This window comes from Brevefilum fermentans (genome assembly GCF_900184705.1).
GTDB lineage: Bacteria > Chloroflexota > Anaerolineae > Anaerolineales > Anaerolineaceae > Brevifilum > Brevifilum fermentans.
On sequence record NZ_LT859958.1, the window covers coordinates 1,876,347 to 1,893,402 of the forward strand.

The 17,056-nt window shown below is 47.9% G+C and carries 11 protein-coding genes; 5 read left to right on the forward strand and 6 right to left on the reverse strand.

Annotated elements, in window-relative coordinates; translation table 11 throughout:
- Position 1: 1 nt before the first annotated feature.
- From CFX1CAM_RS08195 to CFX1CAM_RS08205, 3 genes are all read right to left on the reverse strand, one after another.
- A complete protein-coding gene (locus CFX1CAM_RS08195; RefSeq protein WP_087862555.1) occupies positions 2–487 on the reverse strand; it encodes an adenosine-specific kinase in 486 nt (161 codons plus the stop codon).
- 134 nt (positions 488–621) lie between these two features.
- Complete coding sequence (gene lipA / locus CFX1CAM_RS08200) at positions 622–1,554, reverse strand: lipoyl synthase (protein WP_087862556.1); 933 nt, start codon at positions 1,552–1,554, stop codon at positions 622–624.
- Between the two features lie 137 nt (positions 1,555–1,691).
- The gene (locus tag CFX1CAM_RS08205; protein ID WP_087862557.1) at positions 1,692–1,913 is read right to left on the reverse strand and encodes a PspC domain-containing protein; all 222 of its coding nucleotides are present in this window, start codon (positions 1,911–1,913) and stop codon (positions 1,692–1,694) included.
- 185 nt (positions 1,914–2,098) lie between these two features.
- Between CFX1CAM_RS08205 and CFX1CAM_RS08210 the strand changes: the two genes are divergently transcribed.
- From CFX1CAM_RS08210 to CFX1CAM_RS08230, 5 genes are all read left to right on the forward strand, one after another.
- Positions 2,099–2,926, forward strand: a complete 828-nt coding sequence (locus tag CFX1CAM_RS08210; protein WP_087862558.1) for a lipoate--protein ligase family protein — start codon at positions 2,099–2,101, stop codon at positions 2,924–2,926.
- Between the two features lie 6 nt (positions 2,927–2,932).
- On the forward strand, positions 2,933–4,024 hold the full coding sequence (locus CFX1CAM_RS08215; RefSeq protein ID WP_087862559.1) for a phosphate/phosphite/phosphonate ABC transporter substrate-binding protein: 1,092 nt from the start codon (positions 2,933–2,935) through the stop codon (positions 4,022–4,024).
- Complete coding sequence (locus CFX1CAM_RS08220; protein ID WP_087862560.1) at positions 4,021–4,677, forward strand: SanA/YdcF family protein; 657 nt, start codon at positions 4,021–4,023, stop codon at positions 4,675–4,677. Before CFX1CAM_RS08215 ends, CFX1CAM_RS08220 begins: the two co-directional genes overlap by 4 nt.
- Positions 4,678–4,747: 70 nt before the next feature.
- Entirely contained in the window at positions 4,748–5,320 is a 573-nt protein-coding gene (locus CFX1CAM_RS08225; protein ID WP_087862561.1) for an HD domain-containing protein, read from the forward strand.
- A 14-nt stretch (positions 5,321–5,334) separates the two neighbouring features.
- The gene (locus CFX1CAM_RS08230; RefSeq protein WP_087862562.1) at positions 5,335–6,432 is read left to right on the forward strand and encodes a nuclear transport factor 2 family protein; all 1,098 of its coding nucleotides are present in this window, start codon (positions 5,335–5,337) and stop codon (positions 6,430–6,432) included.
- Between the two features lie 25 nt (positions 6,433–6,457).
- Here CFX1CAM_RS08230 and CFX1CAM_RS08235 read toward each other — a convergent pair whose 3' ends face one another.
- The 3 genes from CFX1CAM_RS08235 to CFX1CAM_RS08245 all read right to left on the reverse strand — a co-directional run bounded on the left by CFX1CAM_RS08235 (position 6,458) and on the right by CFX1CAM_RS08245 (position 17,021).
- Positions 6,458–8,899 (reverse strand): DNA gyrase/topoisomerase IV subunit A, encoded by a 2,442-nt coding sequence (locus CFX1CAM_RS08235; protein ID WP_162287673.1) that lies wholly within the window; start codon positions 8,897–8,899, stop codon positions 6,458–6,460.
- Between the two features lie 145 nt (positions 8,900–9,044).
- Positions 9,045–13,403, reverse strand: coding sequence for a DNA-directed RNA polymerase subunit beta' (gene rpoC, locus CFX1CAM_RS08240; RefSeq protein WP_087862564.1), 4,359 nt, complete (start codon positions 13,401–13,403; stop codon positions 9,045–9,047).
- A gap of 354 nt (positions 13,404–13,757) precedes the next feature.
- Entirely contained in the window at positions 13,758–17,021 is a 3,264-nt protein-coding gene (locus tag CFX1CAM_RS08245; RefSeq protein WP_087862565.1) for an ATP-binding protein, read from the reverse strand.
- Between the last annotated feature and the right edge of the window lie 35 nt (positions 17,022–17,056).

Sequence of the window (17,056 nt, forward strand, 5' to 3'; positions counted from 1 at the left end):
TCTATTTTTTATAGCCAATCATGCGCAAGAAATTTTTTCGCCAGGTGATGTCTTCTTCACCTTCAATGCCGCGCGAACGGTTTCCATCCGCCACGCCTAAGATCGCGCGTCCTTCACCAACATCCATCACTACCACATCCGTCGTATTGGCGGTGGCACAGAAGATGTGACAGACTTCCGGCACAGCTTTGACTTGGTTTAAAACATTGATCGGGAAAAATCCTTGTCCTAAAAAAATGATGAACGCATGGCCTGCCCGCAGCTCACAGGCATTTTTTTTAGCCAGTTCAATCATAGCTTCATCGGTGCCGCTCCAACGGACCAGGCACTTGCCCGACGCTTCACAAAACGCCAGCCCGAATTTTATCCCCGGCACACTGGACACCAGGGCTTCGTGGATATCCTCGACGGTTTTAATAAAATGCGACTGACCGAGGATAAAATTGATCTCCTCTGGCTTTTCAATCCTGATATTTTTCACGTCCATGACTGCTACCTCCTTTGATGGTAGGCTAATTTTAACATGTTTCGTGCATCACCTGGCCTGTTTGCCAAAGTTACGAATAATAAAAAGGCATCCCAATGTGGATGCCTTAATCAGATTAACAACGGGTATTTACTTTAAGTATTTAAATCTTTATGCGCCCCAGAAAGTGCACGCACCTGTTCCATGGCATGGTAGGAAGACCTGACCAGGGGAGCACTTTCAACCCACCGAAATCCGATTTCCAGTCCAAAGCTCTTTAATGCCTCAAATTCATCCAGGGTGTAGTAACGCATAATGGGAAGGTGCCTCCGGCTGGGCTGTAAATATTGCCCAATGGTGAGGATGTCCACACCCCAGCTGCGTAAATCGCGCATCGTTTCCTGAACTTCTTCAAAGGTCTCGCCCAGTCCCACCATGATGCCTGCTTTGGTTAGCACATCGGGGTCTAATTGTTTGGCAGCGGTATGAATAGCCTGTGACCACTCATAACGATCCTGAGGTTGTACACTTTTGAATAAACGCGGCACTGTTTCCACATTGTGGTTAAGGATTTCAGGACGGGCAGCCATCACGATCCGCAAAGCTTCAACACTGCCTTTGAAATCGGGGATCAACACCTCAACGGAACATCCTGGTAATAATTGCCGAATGCGCTGGATGATCATGGCAAAAATTGGTGCGCCCCCGTCCCGGCGTTCATCACGGTTGACGCTGGTGATCACCGCGTGCCTGAGGTCCATTTGCTTCACAGCCTGGGCAACACGTTCGGGCTCTTCCCAATCTATGAATTCAGGGCGCCCATGTTTAATATCACAAAACCTGCAGGTGCGCGTACACACATCGCCCAAAATCAAAAAAGTGGCGGTTCCGCTGCCCCAGCATTCGCCGATATTCGGACAGCCGGCCTCCTCACAGACCGTATGCAATGCCTTGCTGCGCATCAGGCGTTGTAGATCTTGATAATTCTCCCCATTGGGCGCACGCACCCTGATCCAGTTTGGACGCCGAACGGGTGTGGTATCAATCACCTTTGGATCTATACGATTTCTGGTCGGATTTGTCGACATTTGAACCTCCAACGAAAATTATACTCCCGTGCACCGTTAACAGAAACCAGGCAAAGTGAAACTCAAAAAGATGCTGGTATTTTTTCAACGGTCCGTTCGCGCGGGCTGCCAGGGGCCTGTCCCCATCAATTTTTAGATTAATCCGCTTCTATATTTGGGGTTTCCTCGACCTGAGGCTCAATCGGTACCATCAGCCACATAACCAGGTAAATCAGGATGCCTAATCCGCCAGAGAATGATAAGACGGCAAACAACACCCGCAAGATCACAGGGTCAATCGACAGGTGCTTTCCAAGTCCGGCGCAAACGCCAGCAAGGCTGCCTTCAGACGGGATTCGATATAGTTTCTTAACTTCCATGTTATCCAACCTTTCAAGATGACTCTCTGGGTCTGTTTTCCATTATTCGTCCACTTTCTGGAAAAATATTGCATCCAGTTGATAAAGTCAGGTCTGGATCGCCGCTTTTTGATTAATCATACCCAGTATAGCCCAGAAGTGGTATAAAATAAGGTTGGAATTATTGACCAATAGAGGCACACACGATGGATTATCTTAAATCAACCTGGCGCTTGATCAACCATCCACCGGCAAAGGGTTCCTGGAATATGGCTGTGGATGAAGCCATCCTGGAAGCGATCTTTACCGGAGAAGCTTTGCCAACATTGCGGCTTTACGCCTGGCAGCCTGCCTGCCTGTCATTGGGACATGCCCAGGCTTTTTCTGAGGTCAACACCGAGCAAGTGAAAGCCAATGGTTGGGACATTGTTCGTCGCCCAACCGGCGGCAGGGCGATTCTGCATGTGGATGAGCTGACCTATTCTGTGATTGTGCCCTTATCCGAACCTCGAGTCAGGGGTGGTGTGCTGGAAAGTTATTTGCGGCTTTCAGAAGCACTGCTCGAAGCGCTACGTCTGCTGGGTTTGAACCCGCAAGCCAATCAACAGCCTTCGAACCAGAATTCGAAAACGCCCAACCCGGTCTGTTTTGAGGTTCCTTCCAATTACGAAATTACAGTCAATGGGAAAAAGCTCATCGGGTCCGCTCAAGCTCGCCGGAAAGACGGTCTCCTTCAGCATGGGGCGCTGCCCCTGTATGGCGATTTGACGCGCATTATCGACGCGCTGAATTTCCCTGACCCGGCTGCTGTGGAAAAGGCAAAAGAACGGTTATTAGCCCATGCAACCACGGTTGAGAGCGAATTGGGATTTGCCATACCATGGGAGCAAGCCAGCCAGGCATTTCAAGATGCCTTCTCACAGGCCTTGAATCTGGACCTGGAACCGGCTGACCTCACTGAAAAGGAGTTGGCACGAGCCAAAGAGCTTGTCAACGAAAAATATGCCCATCCATCATGGACGGAACGGATTTAATCCCTGATGCCCAAATCATCTTATCAGAGCTACCGTCAATGGGTGTTGACCACAATGCTGATCGTTATGCTTGCGCTGTTGACAGCCTGCACACCTAAGGAGGAGGCCTCCACACCAACACCCTCTCCGACCTGGACGCCAGACCAAACCGCCACGCCCAAACCAACTGCCACGCCTCGACCAACAGCCACGCCAACCCTGCCGCCCTTGGGCGAAGCAGGCAACCCCGTCACCTTTGGCTTCGTGCTCCCTCAACTTGCCAATGCAGACCTTGCCGCGAAAGACCTCACCGACCTGTTAAGTGGTGAAACCGGCTATGCTATGGAGGTACTGCTCTATCCAGATTTTGAATCGCTGTCAACAGCAATACTCCAAGGCGAAGTTGATTTATTTTGGGTTAATCCGCTGGAATACCTGTACCTGAATGAACAGGGGTTCGCCGAGGTCATGCTGATGACCAATCACCAGGGCGTCTTTTCTTACGGAGTTCAGTTCATAGCCAATATGTACCGTGGGTTTGAGTACTTTTTCGACCCCGAAACCAATGAAAACACCGGCGATATTCTGCCCGCCCTGCAGCAATTTGCAGGGACTCGCCCCTGCTTCCTGGATCCCCATTCAACCCCCGGTTATTATGTGCCCATGGGATTGTTAGCGATTACCAGTACGCCAACCCAGGATCCCATCTTCGTTTACAGCTACAATGCGATCATTCGGGCAATTTATATTCAGGGCATCTGCGATTTTGGCGTCACCTATGCGCTCACGGGCGATCCGCTGACCTCCAGCGATATCATGTTCAACCTTCCCGATGCCCAGAACCAGGTTTTTGTCGTTTGGAGATCGGATGGACTGATTCCCAATGTCAGTTTATCCGCATCCCCTAACTTGCCTGTTTTTATGCGTTTTCGAATCGAGGAAGCCATGCTGCGGGTTGCAAACAGCGCGGACGGTTTATATATCATCAGTTCCGCTTTGGACTATCAAGTTGAAGCCCTTCGCTCAGTAGAAGACAATTTTTACAATGGGTTCCGTTCGGTTATTTATCCCCTGGCATTGGATTTACAGGCTCTCACGCACACCGCGCCCCAACAATGAATTACCTCCGCCGCTTTCTTCTGATCGTTTTTCACAGCATCCTGTATATCTTCATCGGCGCCTTCTTCCTTGTTGGCTTAATCCGAACGGGGATCCTGATTCACAGCCGACCAAAGACCTTTTTACCAGAGGATGTCCCTGAAGCCCCTGTCGCTCTGGTTCTGGGCGCCGGTCTCAACCGGGATGGATCGCCCGGCGTTGTTCTACGCGACCGGGTTGAAACAGCAGCAGAGCTTTATTTTTCAGGAAAAGTTGAAAAGCTTTTAATGAGCGGTGACAACGTTTCGCAATATTACAATGAACCCGGAGCCATGTTCGATTATGCCCTGTCTTTAGGCGTCCCTGATGAAGATATCGTCCTGGATCCTGCGGGGATAAGGACTTATGATAGCTGTTACCGAGCCCGAGATATTTTTGGTGTCAATCAACTGATCATCGTTACCCAGGCTTTTCACTTACCCCGGGCTTTATTCATTTGCAACGCTTTGAATATCGAAGCTTATGGCGTCAGCGCGGACGATGCCAACTACAACCGTCGCGGGTATATCTTCTGGTGGGCGCGGGAAATACCTGCCTCCAGCGCGGCGGTTTGGGATGTGTACTTTGCCCGGTCCACACCAATTCTCGGTCAACCCGAACCCATCTTCCCCTGAATCCGACTTTTTCCAATCATCATTAATAAAAACCAATTCTGGCATCAATATTGCAATGAAAGGACAAACCATGAACAGAGATCAAGCATTAACCATTTTGCATCAATACGTCAAGAACCCTAACCTCATCAAACATATGCTGGCTGTTGAAGCCGCAATGCGTTTTTATGCCCGCAAATTTGGCGAAGATGAGGAAAAATGGGCTGTGACCGCATTATTACACGACTTTGATTGGGAAATTCATCCCACCATGGAAGAACATCCCCTGGCTGGTGAATCTATTTTGCGGGACCATAAGGTTCCAGAAGATATCATCCGGGCAGTCCTCAGTCATGCGACCCACACGGGAATCCCTCGAGAGACGCTTATGGAAAAAGCGCTGTTCGCCTGTGATGAGGTGACCGGCTTAATCACTGCCGTTGCCCTGGTCAGGCCTTCAAAAGCTTTATATGATCTTAAACCAAAATCTGTGAAGAACAAATGGAAGGACAAATCCTTTGCTGCGGGCGCCAATCGGGAAGAAATTGAGCTGGGCGCTGCAGAGTTAGGAATCGATCTCTGGGAACACGTCGCCAATGTGATTGAAGCCATGAACGGCATTGCTGAAGACCTCGGCCTGGCAGGGACGCCACAGGATCATTAATCAGGACAAATACCATGGAGCTTAAAGGCAAAGGTTATTATATTTGGAGGTTGAAAAATTGCGAAAAGGGCAACCCCGATCGCATCGTCGACCTGGCGCGCGAAGCCAAATTATCACATGTGTTGATCAAAATTGCTGATGGCGCCTTCCCTTACAACGTTGACCTTGAAAGCGGCTTTGATTACGTCCGGCCTGTGATTAAAAAGCTCCAATCTCACAATATCGCCGTTTGGGGATGGCAGTACATCTATGGAAATCATCCCGATCAAGAGGCGCAAATTGCGGTTAAACGCTCGATTGAGCTGGGTGTCGATGGTTATGTGGTCAATGCAGAACATGAGTTCAAACAACCCAAAAAAGCTGCTGCCGCCAGCCGTTATATGAACATCCTGCGCAATAATTTGGGCAGTCTGCCCATAGCCCTCAGCTCATATCGCTTCCCTTCGTATCATCCTGATTTTCCCTTCAGTAATTTTCTTAAACGGTGCGATTACAACATGCCCCAGGTTTACTGGATGAAATCAATCAATACGGGGGGCGCACAATTGCAACGCTGTATCAACGAATACAACCAGATCAAGCCCTTCAGGACGATTGTCCCTACCGGTCCGACTTTCAAAGAACATGGCTGGATACCCCAAGAGAACGATGTGACCGAGTTCCTGCAGGTCGCCCAAAAGTTAAACCTTCCGGCTGTCAATTTCTGGTATTGGGAAGGTTGTCGGCGTGATTTACCAAAATTTTGGGATCTCGTTCGTAATTATCGTTATGAAAACTCCACAGCAGGCAATAATTTTCTCAGTCAATACTTTGCAGCCTTGAATAGCAACAACCCGGACAAAGTCATTAAGTTTTATCACAGCAACGCGGTTCATATTCGCTCTGGAGGTGCCATCGTCGGAAAGCCGGCAATCCGAGAGTGGATTACCAACCTGATGGAAGAACATACAGGACAAAAATTCATCCTTCTTCAGGAAAATGTCGATCGTCATATCCATAATTTTCGCTGGCAGGTACAAAAGCCAAATGGTGGCGTGACTGAAGGGCGCGACACGATGGGCGTGATCGACAACACCATCCGATTTCATTATTCGATTATCCAGCAGCCATAACCCGGGCTTTTCTGATCGTCAGCGCTTATTTTCCTACCAATGAAATCGCATCCAGCGGCACTGTCATTTCCAGGATCTCATCACCCTTTTTGACATCGATTACAACCTCGCCTTTTTGTGCCCGGGTGCGGCTGGGGGCATCCGTCACCCGCAAGAGGCGGCTGGCTGCCTCTTTAAAATGCACCACACCGTTGGATGTGAGTATCCCGATCATTGACCCGGCAATATGCTCATCGTCTGGCAACCTCCAGGCAATCACCCCCAATCCATAGCGCCCCTGGAGTGGGAATTGAGAGGGTTCTATCCGTTTTGCTTTGCCGCGATTGGTTACCAACAAAATTTCACCGCGTAGTGAGGCATTGCCCCCACCAATAACCTCATCATTTTCGCGCAGTTTAATGCCATTCACCCCGGCGGCGACCAAGCCCATGGGCCGCACCTCCTCCTCGTTGAAGCGGATTCCCATGCCCAATTTGGTCGCCAGGAAGATCGTCTGGTCGCCTTTGGTCAACAATAAGAATTTCAGGGCGTCACCGTCATTAATTTTTACCAATGTAAACAAATGCGCGGAGGGACCCGGGAGTTCGCTCAGTGCAGAGCGTTTGACCATGCCCATCTTGCTCACACTGACCACATATCCATCGCCTTCTTCAAGGTCTGTCGGCGCAGAGAAGATCAACTTCGGTTTGTGTTGGCTGGTCAGCGGTGACAAAGCCGTCAACGAGATGCCTGAATCAGGATCATCAGCAACGGGCAGCGATTGCACCGCCAGTGCAGCCGCCTCGCCAGTCTCAGTCACAAGATACAATGTGTGATGCGTCGTTGTGCGCAAAACCATGCTCGGAGCGTCAAGCCCCCATTGCCTGAAGCTTTTGTCGTCATCCGTACGGGCAATTTTGTTGTTCTTCGATACAGCGACCCATACGAGTTTTTCTGGCATCATATCCCTGGTCGTCAGCCGGTCAATGGCGGTCTCGCCTTCTTGCATCTGGATGATCTGCGTTCGGCGTGCATCCGCATAACGCGTGCGCACTTCCTTTAATTCATTGATGACAACCTCGCGCATCATCTTGGGAGAGCGCAGCAAAGCTTTCAATTCCTTAATCCGTTTCTCAACTTCCTTGTGCTCATCTTCAATTCTCTTACGCTCCAAAGCCGCCAATCGGCGCAGCGGCATATCCAGAATTGCCTGAGCCTGAATTTCATCAAGGTTAAATTTTCGCATCAGGTTGTTTCTGGCAGTTTCAACCCGGTGTGACCGTCGAATGGTGTCAATCACCTCATCCAGGTTCTCCAGAGCAATCAGGTAAGCTTTTATAATATGAATGCGTTCCTCTGATTTCTTCAATTCATATTCACTGCGACGCCTGACAACCTCCAGACGATGGTCCGCAAAGACTTTAAGAGCCTGTTTCAGGTTCAGGTTCTGTGGCTGACCTTTGACCAAAGCTAAAATGTTTATACCAAAGGTGCCTTGCATTGCGGTCCGCTTATACAATGTCTTCAATACTTCATCGGGGTTGGCAGTTTTACTCAATTCAATCACGATCCGCATACCCAACCGGTCGGATTCATCACGGAGATCACTCACCCCTTCTAAAGAACCATCGCGCACAAATTCGGCAATTTTCTCAATCAACGTGGCTTTATTGGTCATGTAGGGCAATTCGGTCACGATAATCCGCTTTCTCCCCCTGCTCATCTCTTCCAAAAGCACCCGAGCGCGCATACGCACACGACCCTTTCCACTCCCATAAGCCTGAGCCAGGGTTTCCGTGCGGTCATCTGTGATAATCAAGCCGCCGGTTGGAAAATCAGGGCCTTTAATATGTTTCATTAAATCTTCAACGCCGATATCGTCGATTTTTGTCCAATTTTCAAACATCATCACCAGGGCATCCACCACCTCACCCAGGTTATGTGGCGGGATATTGGTTGCCATGGCCACGGCGATGCCAGATGCGCCGTTGACCAATAAATTCGGGATTGACGATGGCAACACCTCCGGTTCCTGTAAAGTCCCGTCAAAGTTGTCCAGGAAATCAACCGTATCCATCCCTAATTGCTGGAGGATATCCATCGATATCTCAGTTAACCGCGCTTCCGTATAGCGCATCGCTGCCGGTGGATCGCCATCAATACTCCCAAAATTCCCCTGACCTTCCACCAACCGGTATCGCTGAGAAAAGTCTTGAGCCAGCCTTGCCATGGCGTCATAAACTGCCATATCACCGTGCGGGTGATACTTGCCCAAAACCTCTCCAACGATCCTGGCCGATTTCTTGTGCGCAGAGCCTGGTCGCAATCCCATTTCGAACATGGCATAAAGAATTCTTCGCTGCACGGGTTTAAGACCATCCCTGGCATCGGGTAAAGCCCTGGAAACAATCACACTCATGGCATAATCGAGATAAGATTGTTGCATTTCCTCATTAATATTTATTGAGCGTACCGTTCCTAAATCCATAATCGCTCCTATTGATAACATCGATGCCAAAATCTTATTGATATTGGGCAGCGGTTAAAGAACATTTGTTTCATTATAGCATAAAAATCCCGGTAATGTATCCGGGATTTTTATTTTATCAGAAAACAGAGCTGAATTTTATTTTCTATTCGCCGATTTCAGTTTCCTTTAGATCGGAATCCTCTTCAACCGAGCCGGCAATGCCCATATCCGTCTTATCAACCTTATGATCTGCAGCGGCTTCATTCGTTTCTAATTCATCAAACAGGGTGAGCACACGCCCCTCCCCAACCGCATCGTAGACATCATCGCCCTGGGCTTCATCTGAAAATTGCCCGGGTTTAAAACCTGTGCCAGCAGGGATCAATTTGCCGATCATAATATTCTCTTTCAAGCCAAACAAAGGATCTTCGCGTGATGAAATCGCTGCTGCCGAAAGCACTTTTATTGTATGCTGAAATGAAGATGCGGAAAGGAAGGAATCTGTTTCCAGGGCTGCCTTGCTAACGCCCAGCAAGACTTCAAGATACCTTGCCGGTTGTTTTCCCTGTTCAACCAATTCTTCATTGACACGCCTGATCTCCAGCCGATTGACCAGGTCCTGGGGTAAATAAGCCGTATCACCCGATCGCATGATCTGCACTTTACTAAGCATCTTGTTGATAATGACTTCAAAATGCTTGTCATTGATATCCTGCCCCTGGTTAACATAGATCTCCTGGATCTCACGCAACAAATATCGCTGACATGCATCACGCCCATTAATTCTCAGGACGGTGTGGGGGTTTAATGATCCTTCTGTTATCGCTTGACCCGGTTCTACTTTTTCACCTTCTTTAATGGTCAGTTTGGCTGTCGTAGGAATGTCGTATTCTTCCGATTCCTTCACTTCATAAGAAACTATCACCTTATGGTCTTCGATTCGCACACGTCCATTATTCTGGGCGGTAATAATCGCTTCGTCCTGGGATGCCAGCGTCGCTCCCATGACAATTTCATCTCCGTCGCTGACAGCGATTGACCAGTCCTCTGGAATATCATAGATATCCGAAACCATTTCACTGTGGTCAATCCGCACAAATCTTTTATCCGAATCTTTCTCAAACCCAAAGAGGTGAGCAGTGCCGGCAATTTTGGAAATCACTGCTTCTCCCTTGGGCTCTTTACGGGCTTCAAACAATTCTTCGACACGGGGAAGGCCGGAGGTAATGTCGCCACCAGCAACCACACCGCCGGTGTGGAAGGTCCGTAATGTCAATTGCGTTCCTGGCTCACCAATCGACTGAGCAGCAATGATCCCCACCGTTGAGCCCAGTTTTACCATTTCTCCCCGGGCAAGATCCATTCCATAACAATTGGCGCAAATCCCGTGAATCATCTCACAAGTCAACGGAGAGCGTACATGAACAGCAGAAATCCCAAGTTCTTTAATTATTTTCACTCGATCATGGGTTAGAAGATCATTTCGATTGAAAACAATTTCGCCAGTTTCCGGGTTAATGACTCGATCCGCGAGAACCCGACCATACAAACGTTTCTCGAAAGACTGCCCAGCGATATTATCATCTGCGTTGATCCAAATGCCCTGATACGTGCCGCAATCTTCTTCATTTACAATCACGTCTTGGGCAACATCCACCAGGCGCCGGGTAAGGTAGCCTGCATCGGCAGTCCTTAACGCGGTATCAGCCAAGCCTTTACGAGCGCCATGTGTTGAAATATAGTACTCGAACGGGGTCATACCTTCTCGATAATTCGAGCGAATCGGCATGGTGATGACGCGACCGCTCGGATCGGAAACCAATCCTTTCATGCCCGCCAACTGAGAAATTGCGTTGATACCACCTTTACTTGCACCGCTTTTCGCCATGGTTGTCAAATCTCCCATTGGATCAAGCGCTTTTTCTACCTCAACCGTGACCTGATGACCGGTTTCCTCCCAAATATCACCGACAATTTTGTTCCGCTCATCTTCGGTCGTAATACCACGTTCTAAACTTTGATCTATTTCATCCACTTTTTCTTGTGCAGCCTGTAAAATTTCTGCTTTACTGGCAGGCACATTAATGTCGGCAATAGCAATCGTTATCCCCGAGCGGGTTGCATATTGAAAACCAATATCTTTAATTTGATCAGCGATGATGCAGGTTTCTTCCTGTCCGCAGATATCATAGACCTCTGCAACCAGGTCTCTCACACCATTCTTATCCAATTCATGATTGTAAAAGCGCATGCGCTCAGTCAGGGCATTGTTGAAAATCGTGCGACCAACTGTGGTCTCAATGATCCTGGTCGCTGGATTCTCCATACGAGTATTGTCCTGATCGTACCAGGTTTCAGTTAGCAATTTAATTTTCTCATGCACATGGACCAGCCCCATAGAATAAGCCATCAGCACTTCATCGATACTGGAAAAGGCGCGGGGATCGCCTGCTTGTTTTTCATCTACTTCCATGGTGAGGTAATAAACACCCAAAACCATATCTTTTGATGGGCTGATGATGGGTTCACCATTAGCTGGTTTGAGCAAGTTCTTGGTCGCCAGCATTAATTCACGAGCTTCGGTGACAGCCTTGTCTGATAATGGCACATGAACCGCCATCTGATCGCCATCGAAGTCCGCGTTGAAGGCAGTCGTCACCAAAGGATGCAATTGAATCGCATTACCTTCGATCAGAATCGGCTCGAAAGCCTGGATCCCTAACCTATGCAGTGTGGGGGCTCGATTCAACAGCACCGGCCGATTTTTGATCACCTCTTCCAGGATTTCCCAAACTTCTGGACGGCCGCGCTCAATTAAACGTTTGGCGCTTTTAATGTTTCCTGCATATTCCTGCTTCATTAACTGAGAATAGACAAAGGGTCGATACAATTCTAAAGCCATAGACTTGGGAAGACCACATTGATGCAATTTTAAATATGGGCCAACAACGATCACAGATCGGCCGGAAAAATCTACTCGCTTCCCTAAAAGATTCCGACGGAAACGGCCCTTCTTTCCTTTGAGCATATCACTCAAGGAACGTAATTCTCGCCGTCCACGACGTGAAAGCGCTTTACCTCGCTGAGAATTATCAATTAGCGAGTCAACCGCTTCCTGCAACATACGCTTTTCATTGCGGACAATCACATCAGGCGCGCCCAGTTCTAACAACCGTTTCAAGCGATTATTGCGGTTAATGACCCGGCGATACAGGTCGTTCAAATCTGAGGTTGCAAAACGCCCACCGTCGAGCTGTACCATTGGACGCAAATCAGGCGGGATGACCGGCAAAACCGTCATAATAATCCATTCTGGTTTATTATTCGAGCGGCGAAAAGCCTCGATCACACTCAACCGACGGGTGGCTTTTTTTCGTTTTTGTTTGCTGCGGGTGGTATTAATCTCTTCCCATAGCTCTTCAGCCAATGCATCCAGATCAATTCGTTTGAGAATATCATAAAATGCTTCTGCTCCCATATCCGCCCGAAAGACCTGCCCCCAACGGGATTTTAACTCGCGATAGCGTGCTTCGCTTAGAAACTTAAAGGGTTCCAGCTCATGTAACTCGTCACGTGAACGCGCTGATTCTGATTGGCTCTCCTCAGCTTGATCAACCAGCATATTGCGCAGTTCTTCCATTTTTAACTCGGAAGCCGCCCTGATCTCTTCCCTCTGCATGGACAAGTGTTCCAATTCAAGATCGCGTTGTTCTTTCAGGTCTGCTTCCAGCACCTCAATCATATCCTTGACAATTTTCTGCACCTGGCTGAGATGTGCAGGCATCACCTCTTCACCGACATCAACAATCAATTCTTCTTTATCCAGCACATTGAACACGATCGCCTTGCGGATTTTCTTTCCTATCCGGGTCTGGATTTCGCTTTCCAAGCGTTGTCCTTCCTTGATCACCGGCTCAATCCGATTACCGATTTGTTCATCGTAGCTCTCCTGAAGCCGAACGCGCTCCGCATCATTTTCTTTTAGGGCTCTGTCTCGAGCTTTTTTCTCCTCGACAATCTGCGCATTGATTTTGTCTTCCAGGTCTCTTTCAGAAAGGCTGATTTCATCATCTAAGCGTTTAAGGGCTTTTTGCCGAGCGTCTTCATTGACGTAGGTCACGATGTATTGAGCAAAATACAACACCCGATCCAGGTTCCTGCGTGAGATATTTAAAATCAATCCTAAGTATGATGGGATGCGGCGAGTGTACCAGATGTGTGCCACGGGCGCTGCCAGATCGATATGACCCATTCGTTCACGCCTAACAGAAGATCGCGTGATTTCTACATTACAGATATCGCATGTAATCCCCTTTTTGCGACTATTCTTATATTTTCCACAATAACAGTGAAAATCACGTGTGGGTCCAAAGATGGCCTCACAAAACAAACCGTCTTTTTCGGGACGCAATTTTCGATAATTGATGGTCTCTGGTTTCAGAACTTCACCATAAGACCATTTACGAATCTCCTCAGGAGATGCAAGTCCAATCCGCAGTGTCTTCAATCCCTTTGTTTCCACAAAGAACCTCCTATAACCGTTGGAAGAAATACTGTGTTTAACGCGAGAAAAGCCTCGAGAAATTTAGCACTTCTCAGGCATTCTACTTAATCCATATAATATCAGCTCGATACATGCAAACTTTAATTATAGCCAATTAATATACAGTTTGTCAAACTTTTTCTTGAGAATGTTGAAAACAAGGCAGAATTTTTAAATAATGGCTTTGTACAGGCGAGATATGCATTAATCCTACAATATTATAATGATAATTTCAATAAACCTTAATATTTTTTGATTGATGGAAGGATTCTTTTCAATCTGTCCACAAATCAACGATTTTTTCTTTACGGGTGTTAAAAATTCTCCCTGCGATTATGCTGAGTATTTTCGTGGAATTTCAAAGTAAAAAATGCTTCCTTTACCCAACTGGCTTTCCACACGAACCTCTCCGCCATGCCGTTCTGCAATGCTTTTCACAATCGCCAAACCTAACCCACTCCCTTCATCATCAGCTTCAGCATCTGTGGTGATTCGAGAAAATTTCCGGAACAATTTTCTCTGATCCAGGGGAGCAACTCCAATGCCTTGATCCTGAACCGCAAAAATCACGCGCTTGTCTCTCCCTGTGACAGTGACAACAACCTCACCACCCATTTTTGAATATTTTATCCCGTTATCAACCAGATTCCTCAATGCCTGTGTAAGAAACATCTGATCTCCGAAAATCGTAATCGGAGTTTCAGGTAAATCAACCTGCAGAGAAATTTGCTTTTGCTTCGCCTTTGCTTTCAGGCTCTCCACCGCCCGGGTAATGATTTGTTCAGCCGTCACCGGGTGGATTTCAAGCGGATCTCCATCTTCTAAACGACCAATATCAAGCAACTTTTGTACCAGCTCTTTCATCCCTTCCACGCCATTAATAATGTTGCTGATATAGCTGTCTTGTTGCTCATTCAAATTACCGGTTAGGCGCAGAATCTTAGCATATCCGAGGATCAATGTCAATGGCGATCGCAGCTCATGGCTGACCATGGTAACAAACTCAGTTTTTAACGCGTCAGCTTCTCTCTGCGATGACAAATCCTTGATTATTATCGCGTTTGCATGCTGGTTCCCATCAATTTGGATCGGGCTGTAAATCAGATCATAAAGATTCCCGTCACGTAATTGGACCTCCTTCGACTTAACCCTTTGGTCCGCATATAAATTTTGTTTTGAAAGGTCATGCCGAGACAAGAAATTATTTAAAAATTCGCCTTCAAAACGTCCATCGCGATCAAAAAACAGTTGTCTTGCCCTTTTATTGTGCAGCAGCACCTGATTGTTTTGATCTGTTATTACAACTGCATCCGTCAACAAATCGAACGCTGTCATTATTAATGCTGTCGAAAGCTGAGAATCTCGATAAGTTCGCGCATTGATAATCGCCAAACTGGCGATGTGTGCCAATTGTTTAAGAAAGGTCATAATGGCTTCATCAGGGTCATCATTATCGGTAAAGGCGACCCACATAACGCCCAAGTGTGAAGCTTCCCATTTCAAAGGCAGCAAGTTCACTGAAGCAATTTCTGGACGATTTTCAATCGGGGGCAGTTGTTTTAAAATCTCATCATGGTTCAGAGTCTGCGCCCCGTTTTTCAGGACCAAGCCTGCCATAGCCTGGTCCCAGGCTGCCAGCACGTTCGCATGCGAGCCAATCCCGAATCGATGCTCAGAAAGCAGCGCTTCCGTTGTTGAATCAGAATTGACCAGTACAACCCTGGCAGCACAAACACCATCCACAAGCGCTGCAGCCAGAATCATGTGCAGCGTTTCAGCAAGATTCTGGCGTTCGGCAACCTTAACACTTGCCGATGATAGCTTTTTTTGCTGATCCATGCGTTTTTGTTGAATTGTGATCATGTTCCGAAAAGCAGTTTTCAAATATCCCCTGTCAGGGTAAGCGCGCTCCTTTAATTGACCAGGATCATATCCGCCTGCAAGAACTGCATTGATAGCCAGAGACATGGATTCTAACTCATTGACGATCGGGGTCAACCCAATCCACGCCATAACGAAAATAAAAATCATCACGCCACCAGCAATCAACAGGTTGGTCCGGGTGAGCTCCCAAGCCATTTCCTGGATAACCAGAGCAGGTAAGTTTGCAGTCAAACCCCAATCAGTGCCAGCTGCAGGTTGATAATAGTTCAACATCAATCGACCATCGCTTGATGCGCCCTGGAAAAAAGCGGACGTTGTAAGATTCGCCGTTGGTATTTCTTCAACCCGATCATCACTATTCCAATGGAAAACAACGCGTCCGCCAGCATCTATAACAGAGATGGTTCCACCCTGGTCCTTCAACGCGTTTTTGGCAATTACCAGGGGTTGTGCGACGCGGTTCTCGTCAATCTTCGTCAGACCCCACAGAAACCGTTGTTGCGTATCGGGCTGGCGTTCAACACCGGTGATAAAGCACATTAACCCATAATTCTCATCCTCCAACCCAGTCACGAAGAAATGCACAGGGCCCGATTCATTATTTACTGTCATCAGTTGGAAAAGATCGTCATCCCGCAGGATATCTGGCGACAAACCCGGGGGACTGCCTGCGATCAGGTGACCTTCAGCATCTAACACAGCCAACCACTCGAAGAAATTTGAAGTGCTTTGTGCTTCTTGAAGAAATGCTGAAATTTGTTTATCAGACCCAACACTCATCTGAGGATTAGCCGCCAGAGTATTCAGTATTTGATCGCCAGTCGTTAAGAAAACGCCCAAGCTTTCCGCAGCAATCGCGGTTGTTCCGGTCAGTTGTTTGAGAATTTGCTTCCTGGCATGGCTTTGACCCAGCGACCAGGTGGCTAACAGAACCCCAACGAGCACAATTAAAAATATCGGCGTCGCGTAACCCAACAAGCGATACCTGAAATGAACCTCGCCAGGAGCCGGCTTCAGCGGTGTTTTTGGTGCCCAATATTTTGCCGCAAGGGCTTGAACGATCATGCAGGTCGCTCCACCAATGAGCAACATTCCTCCCAGTGTGAACATCACCACCGGGAACCGTGTTATTGCCATCCCAATCCTCGCCCCGGTCGACCCGGAGGCGCATAAGATCAGTACAAGAAAAACCGAGGGAGACGATGCCAGCATGCTGGCAATTGCTGCAATGATTGGGTGGCGCAACCATGTATAAAAATTCGTTCGATATCGCTGCCGAATGCACCAGCTATAAACAATTGCTGCAATCATCATCACCAGCGGCGTGAAGATGTTGTGCGTGTCTGAATACGCCAACAAAAGTCCAGAAATTCCTGCCAGAAAAGTTGCCGGAGCAAGACCCAGTACACCAGCCCCAACCATCCAGGGGATAGCAGCAAAAAACATCAAATGTCGAAACGGCGCTTCTCCTGGTGCTATGATTGGGCTCATGCGAGGGAAAACGCCCATAAAGGGAGTCAAAATTAAAATCAGAAGACTCAATCCAGCGAACCAGCTCAAGCTGGCACGATTCAATTTGAAGGTTCGTTCGCGCAATAAAACGACCAAAATCACAAGCGCGATCAAACCAATCACCCAGGCGATCAAAATTCCCGGGTGATCCGGTATGATCAACGTATATCCTGGTGTCAAAGGTGCAAGGATGTCTGCCATTTTTCAGAGTCTGGTGATGGTTTTAATCATTATAA

What these genes read in the sequence shown, in the direction of transcription:
- CFX1CAM_RS08195 (WP_087862555.1), bottom strand. Translation starts at nt 487, where the DNA reads ATGGACGTGAAAAATATCAGGATTGAAAAGCCAGAGGAGATCAATTTT.
- lipA (WP_087862556.1), bottom strand. Translation starts at nt 1,554, where the DNA reads ATGTCGACAAATCCGACCAGAAATCGTATAGATCCAAAGGTGATTGAT.
- CFX1CAM_RS08205 (WP_087862557.1), bottom strand. Translation starts at nt 1,913, where the DNA reads ATGGAAGTTAAGAAACTATATCGAATCCCGTCTGAAGGCAGCCTTGCT.
- CFX1CAM_RS08210 (WP_087862558.1), top strand. Translation starts at nt 2,099, where the DNA reads ATGGATTATCTTAAATCAACCTGGCGCTTGATCAACCATCCACCGGCA.
- CFX1CAM_RS08215 (WP_087862559.1), top strand. Translation starts at nt 2,933, where the DNA reads ATGCCCAAATCATCTTATCAGAGCTACCGTCAATGGGTGTTGACCACA.
- CFX1CAM_RS08220 (WP_087862560.1), top strand. Translation starts at nt 4,021, where the DNA reads ATGAATTACCTCCGCCGCTTTCTTCTGATCGTTTTTCACAGCATCCTG.
- CFX1CAM_RS08225 (WP_087862561.1), top strand. Translation starts at nt 4,748, where the DNA reads ATGAACAGAGATCAAGCATTAACCATTTTGCATCAATACGTCAAGAAC.
- CFX1CAM_RS08230 (WP_087862562.1), top strand. Translation starts at nt 5,335, where the DNA reads ATGGAGCTTAAAGGCAAAGGTTATTATATTTGGAGGTTGAAAAATTGC.
- CFX1CAM_RS08235 (WP_162287673.1), bottom strand. Translation starts at nt 8,899, where the DNA reads ATGGATTTAGGAACGGTACGCTCAATAAATATTAATGAGGAAATGCAA.
- CFX1CAM_RS08245 (WP_087862565.1), bottom strand. Translation starts at nt 17,021, where the DNA reads ATGGCAGACATCCTTGCACCTTTGACACCAGGATATACGTTGATCATA.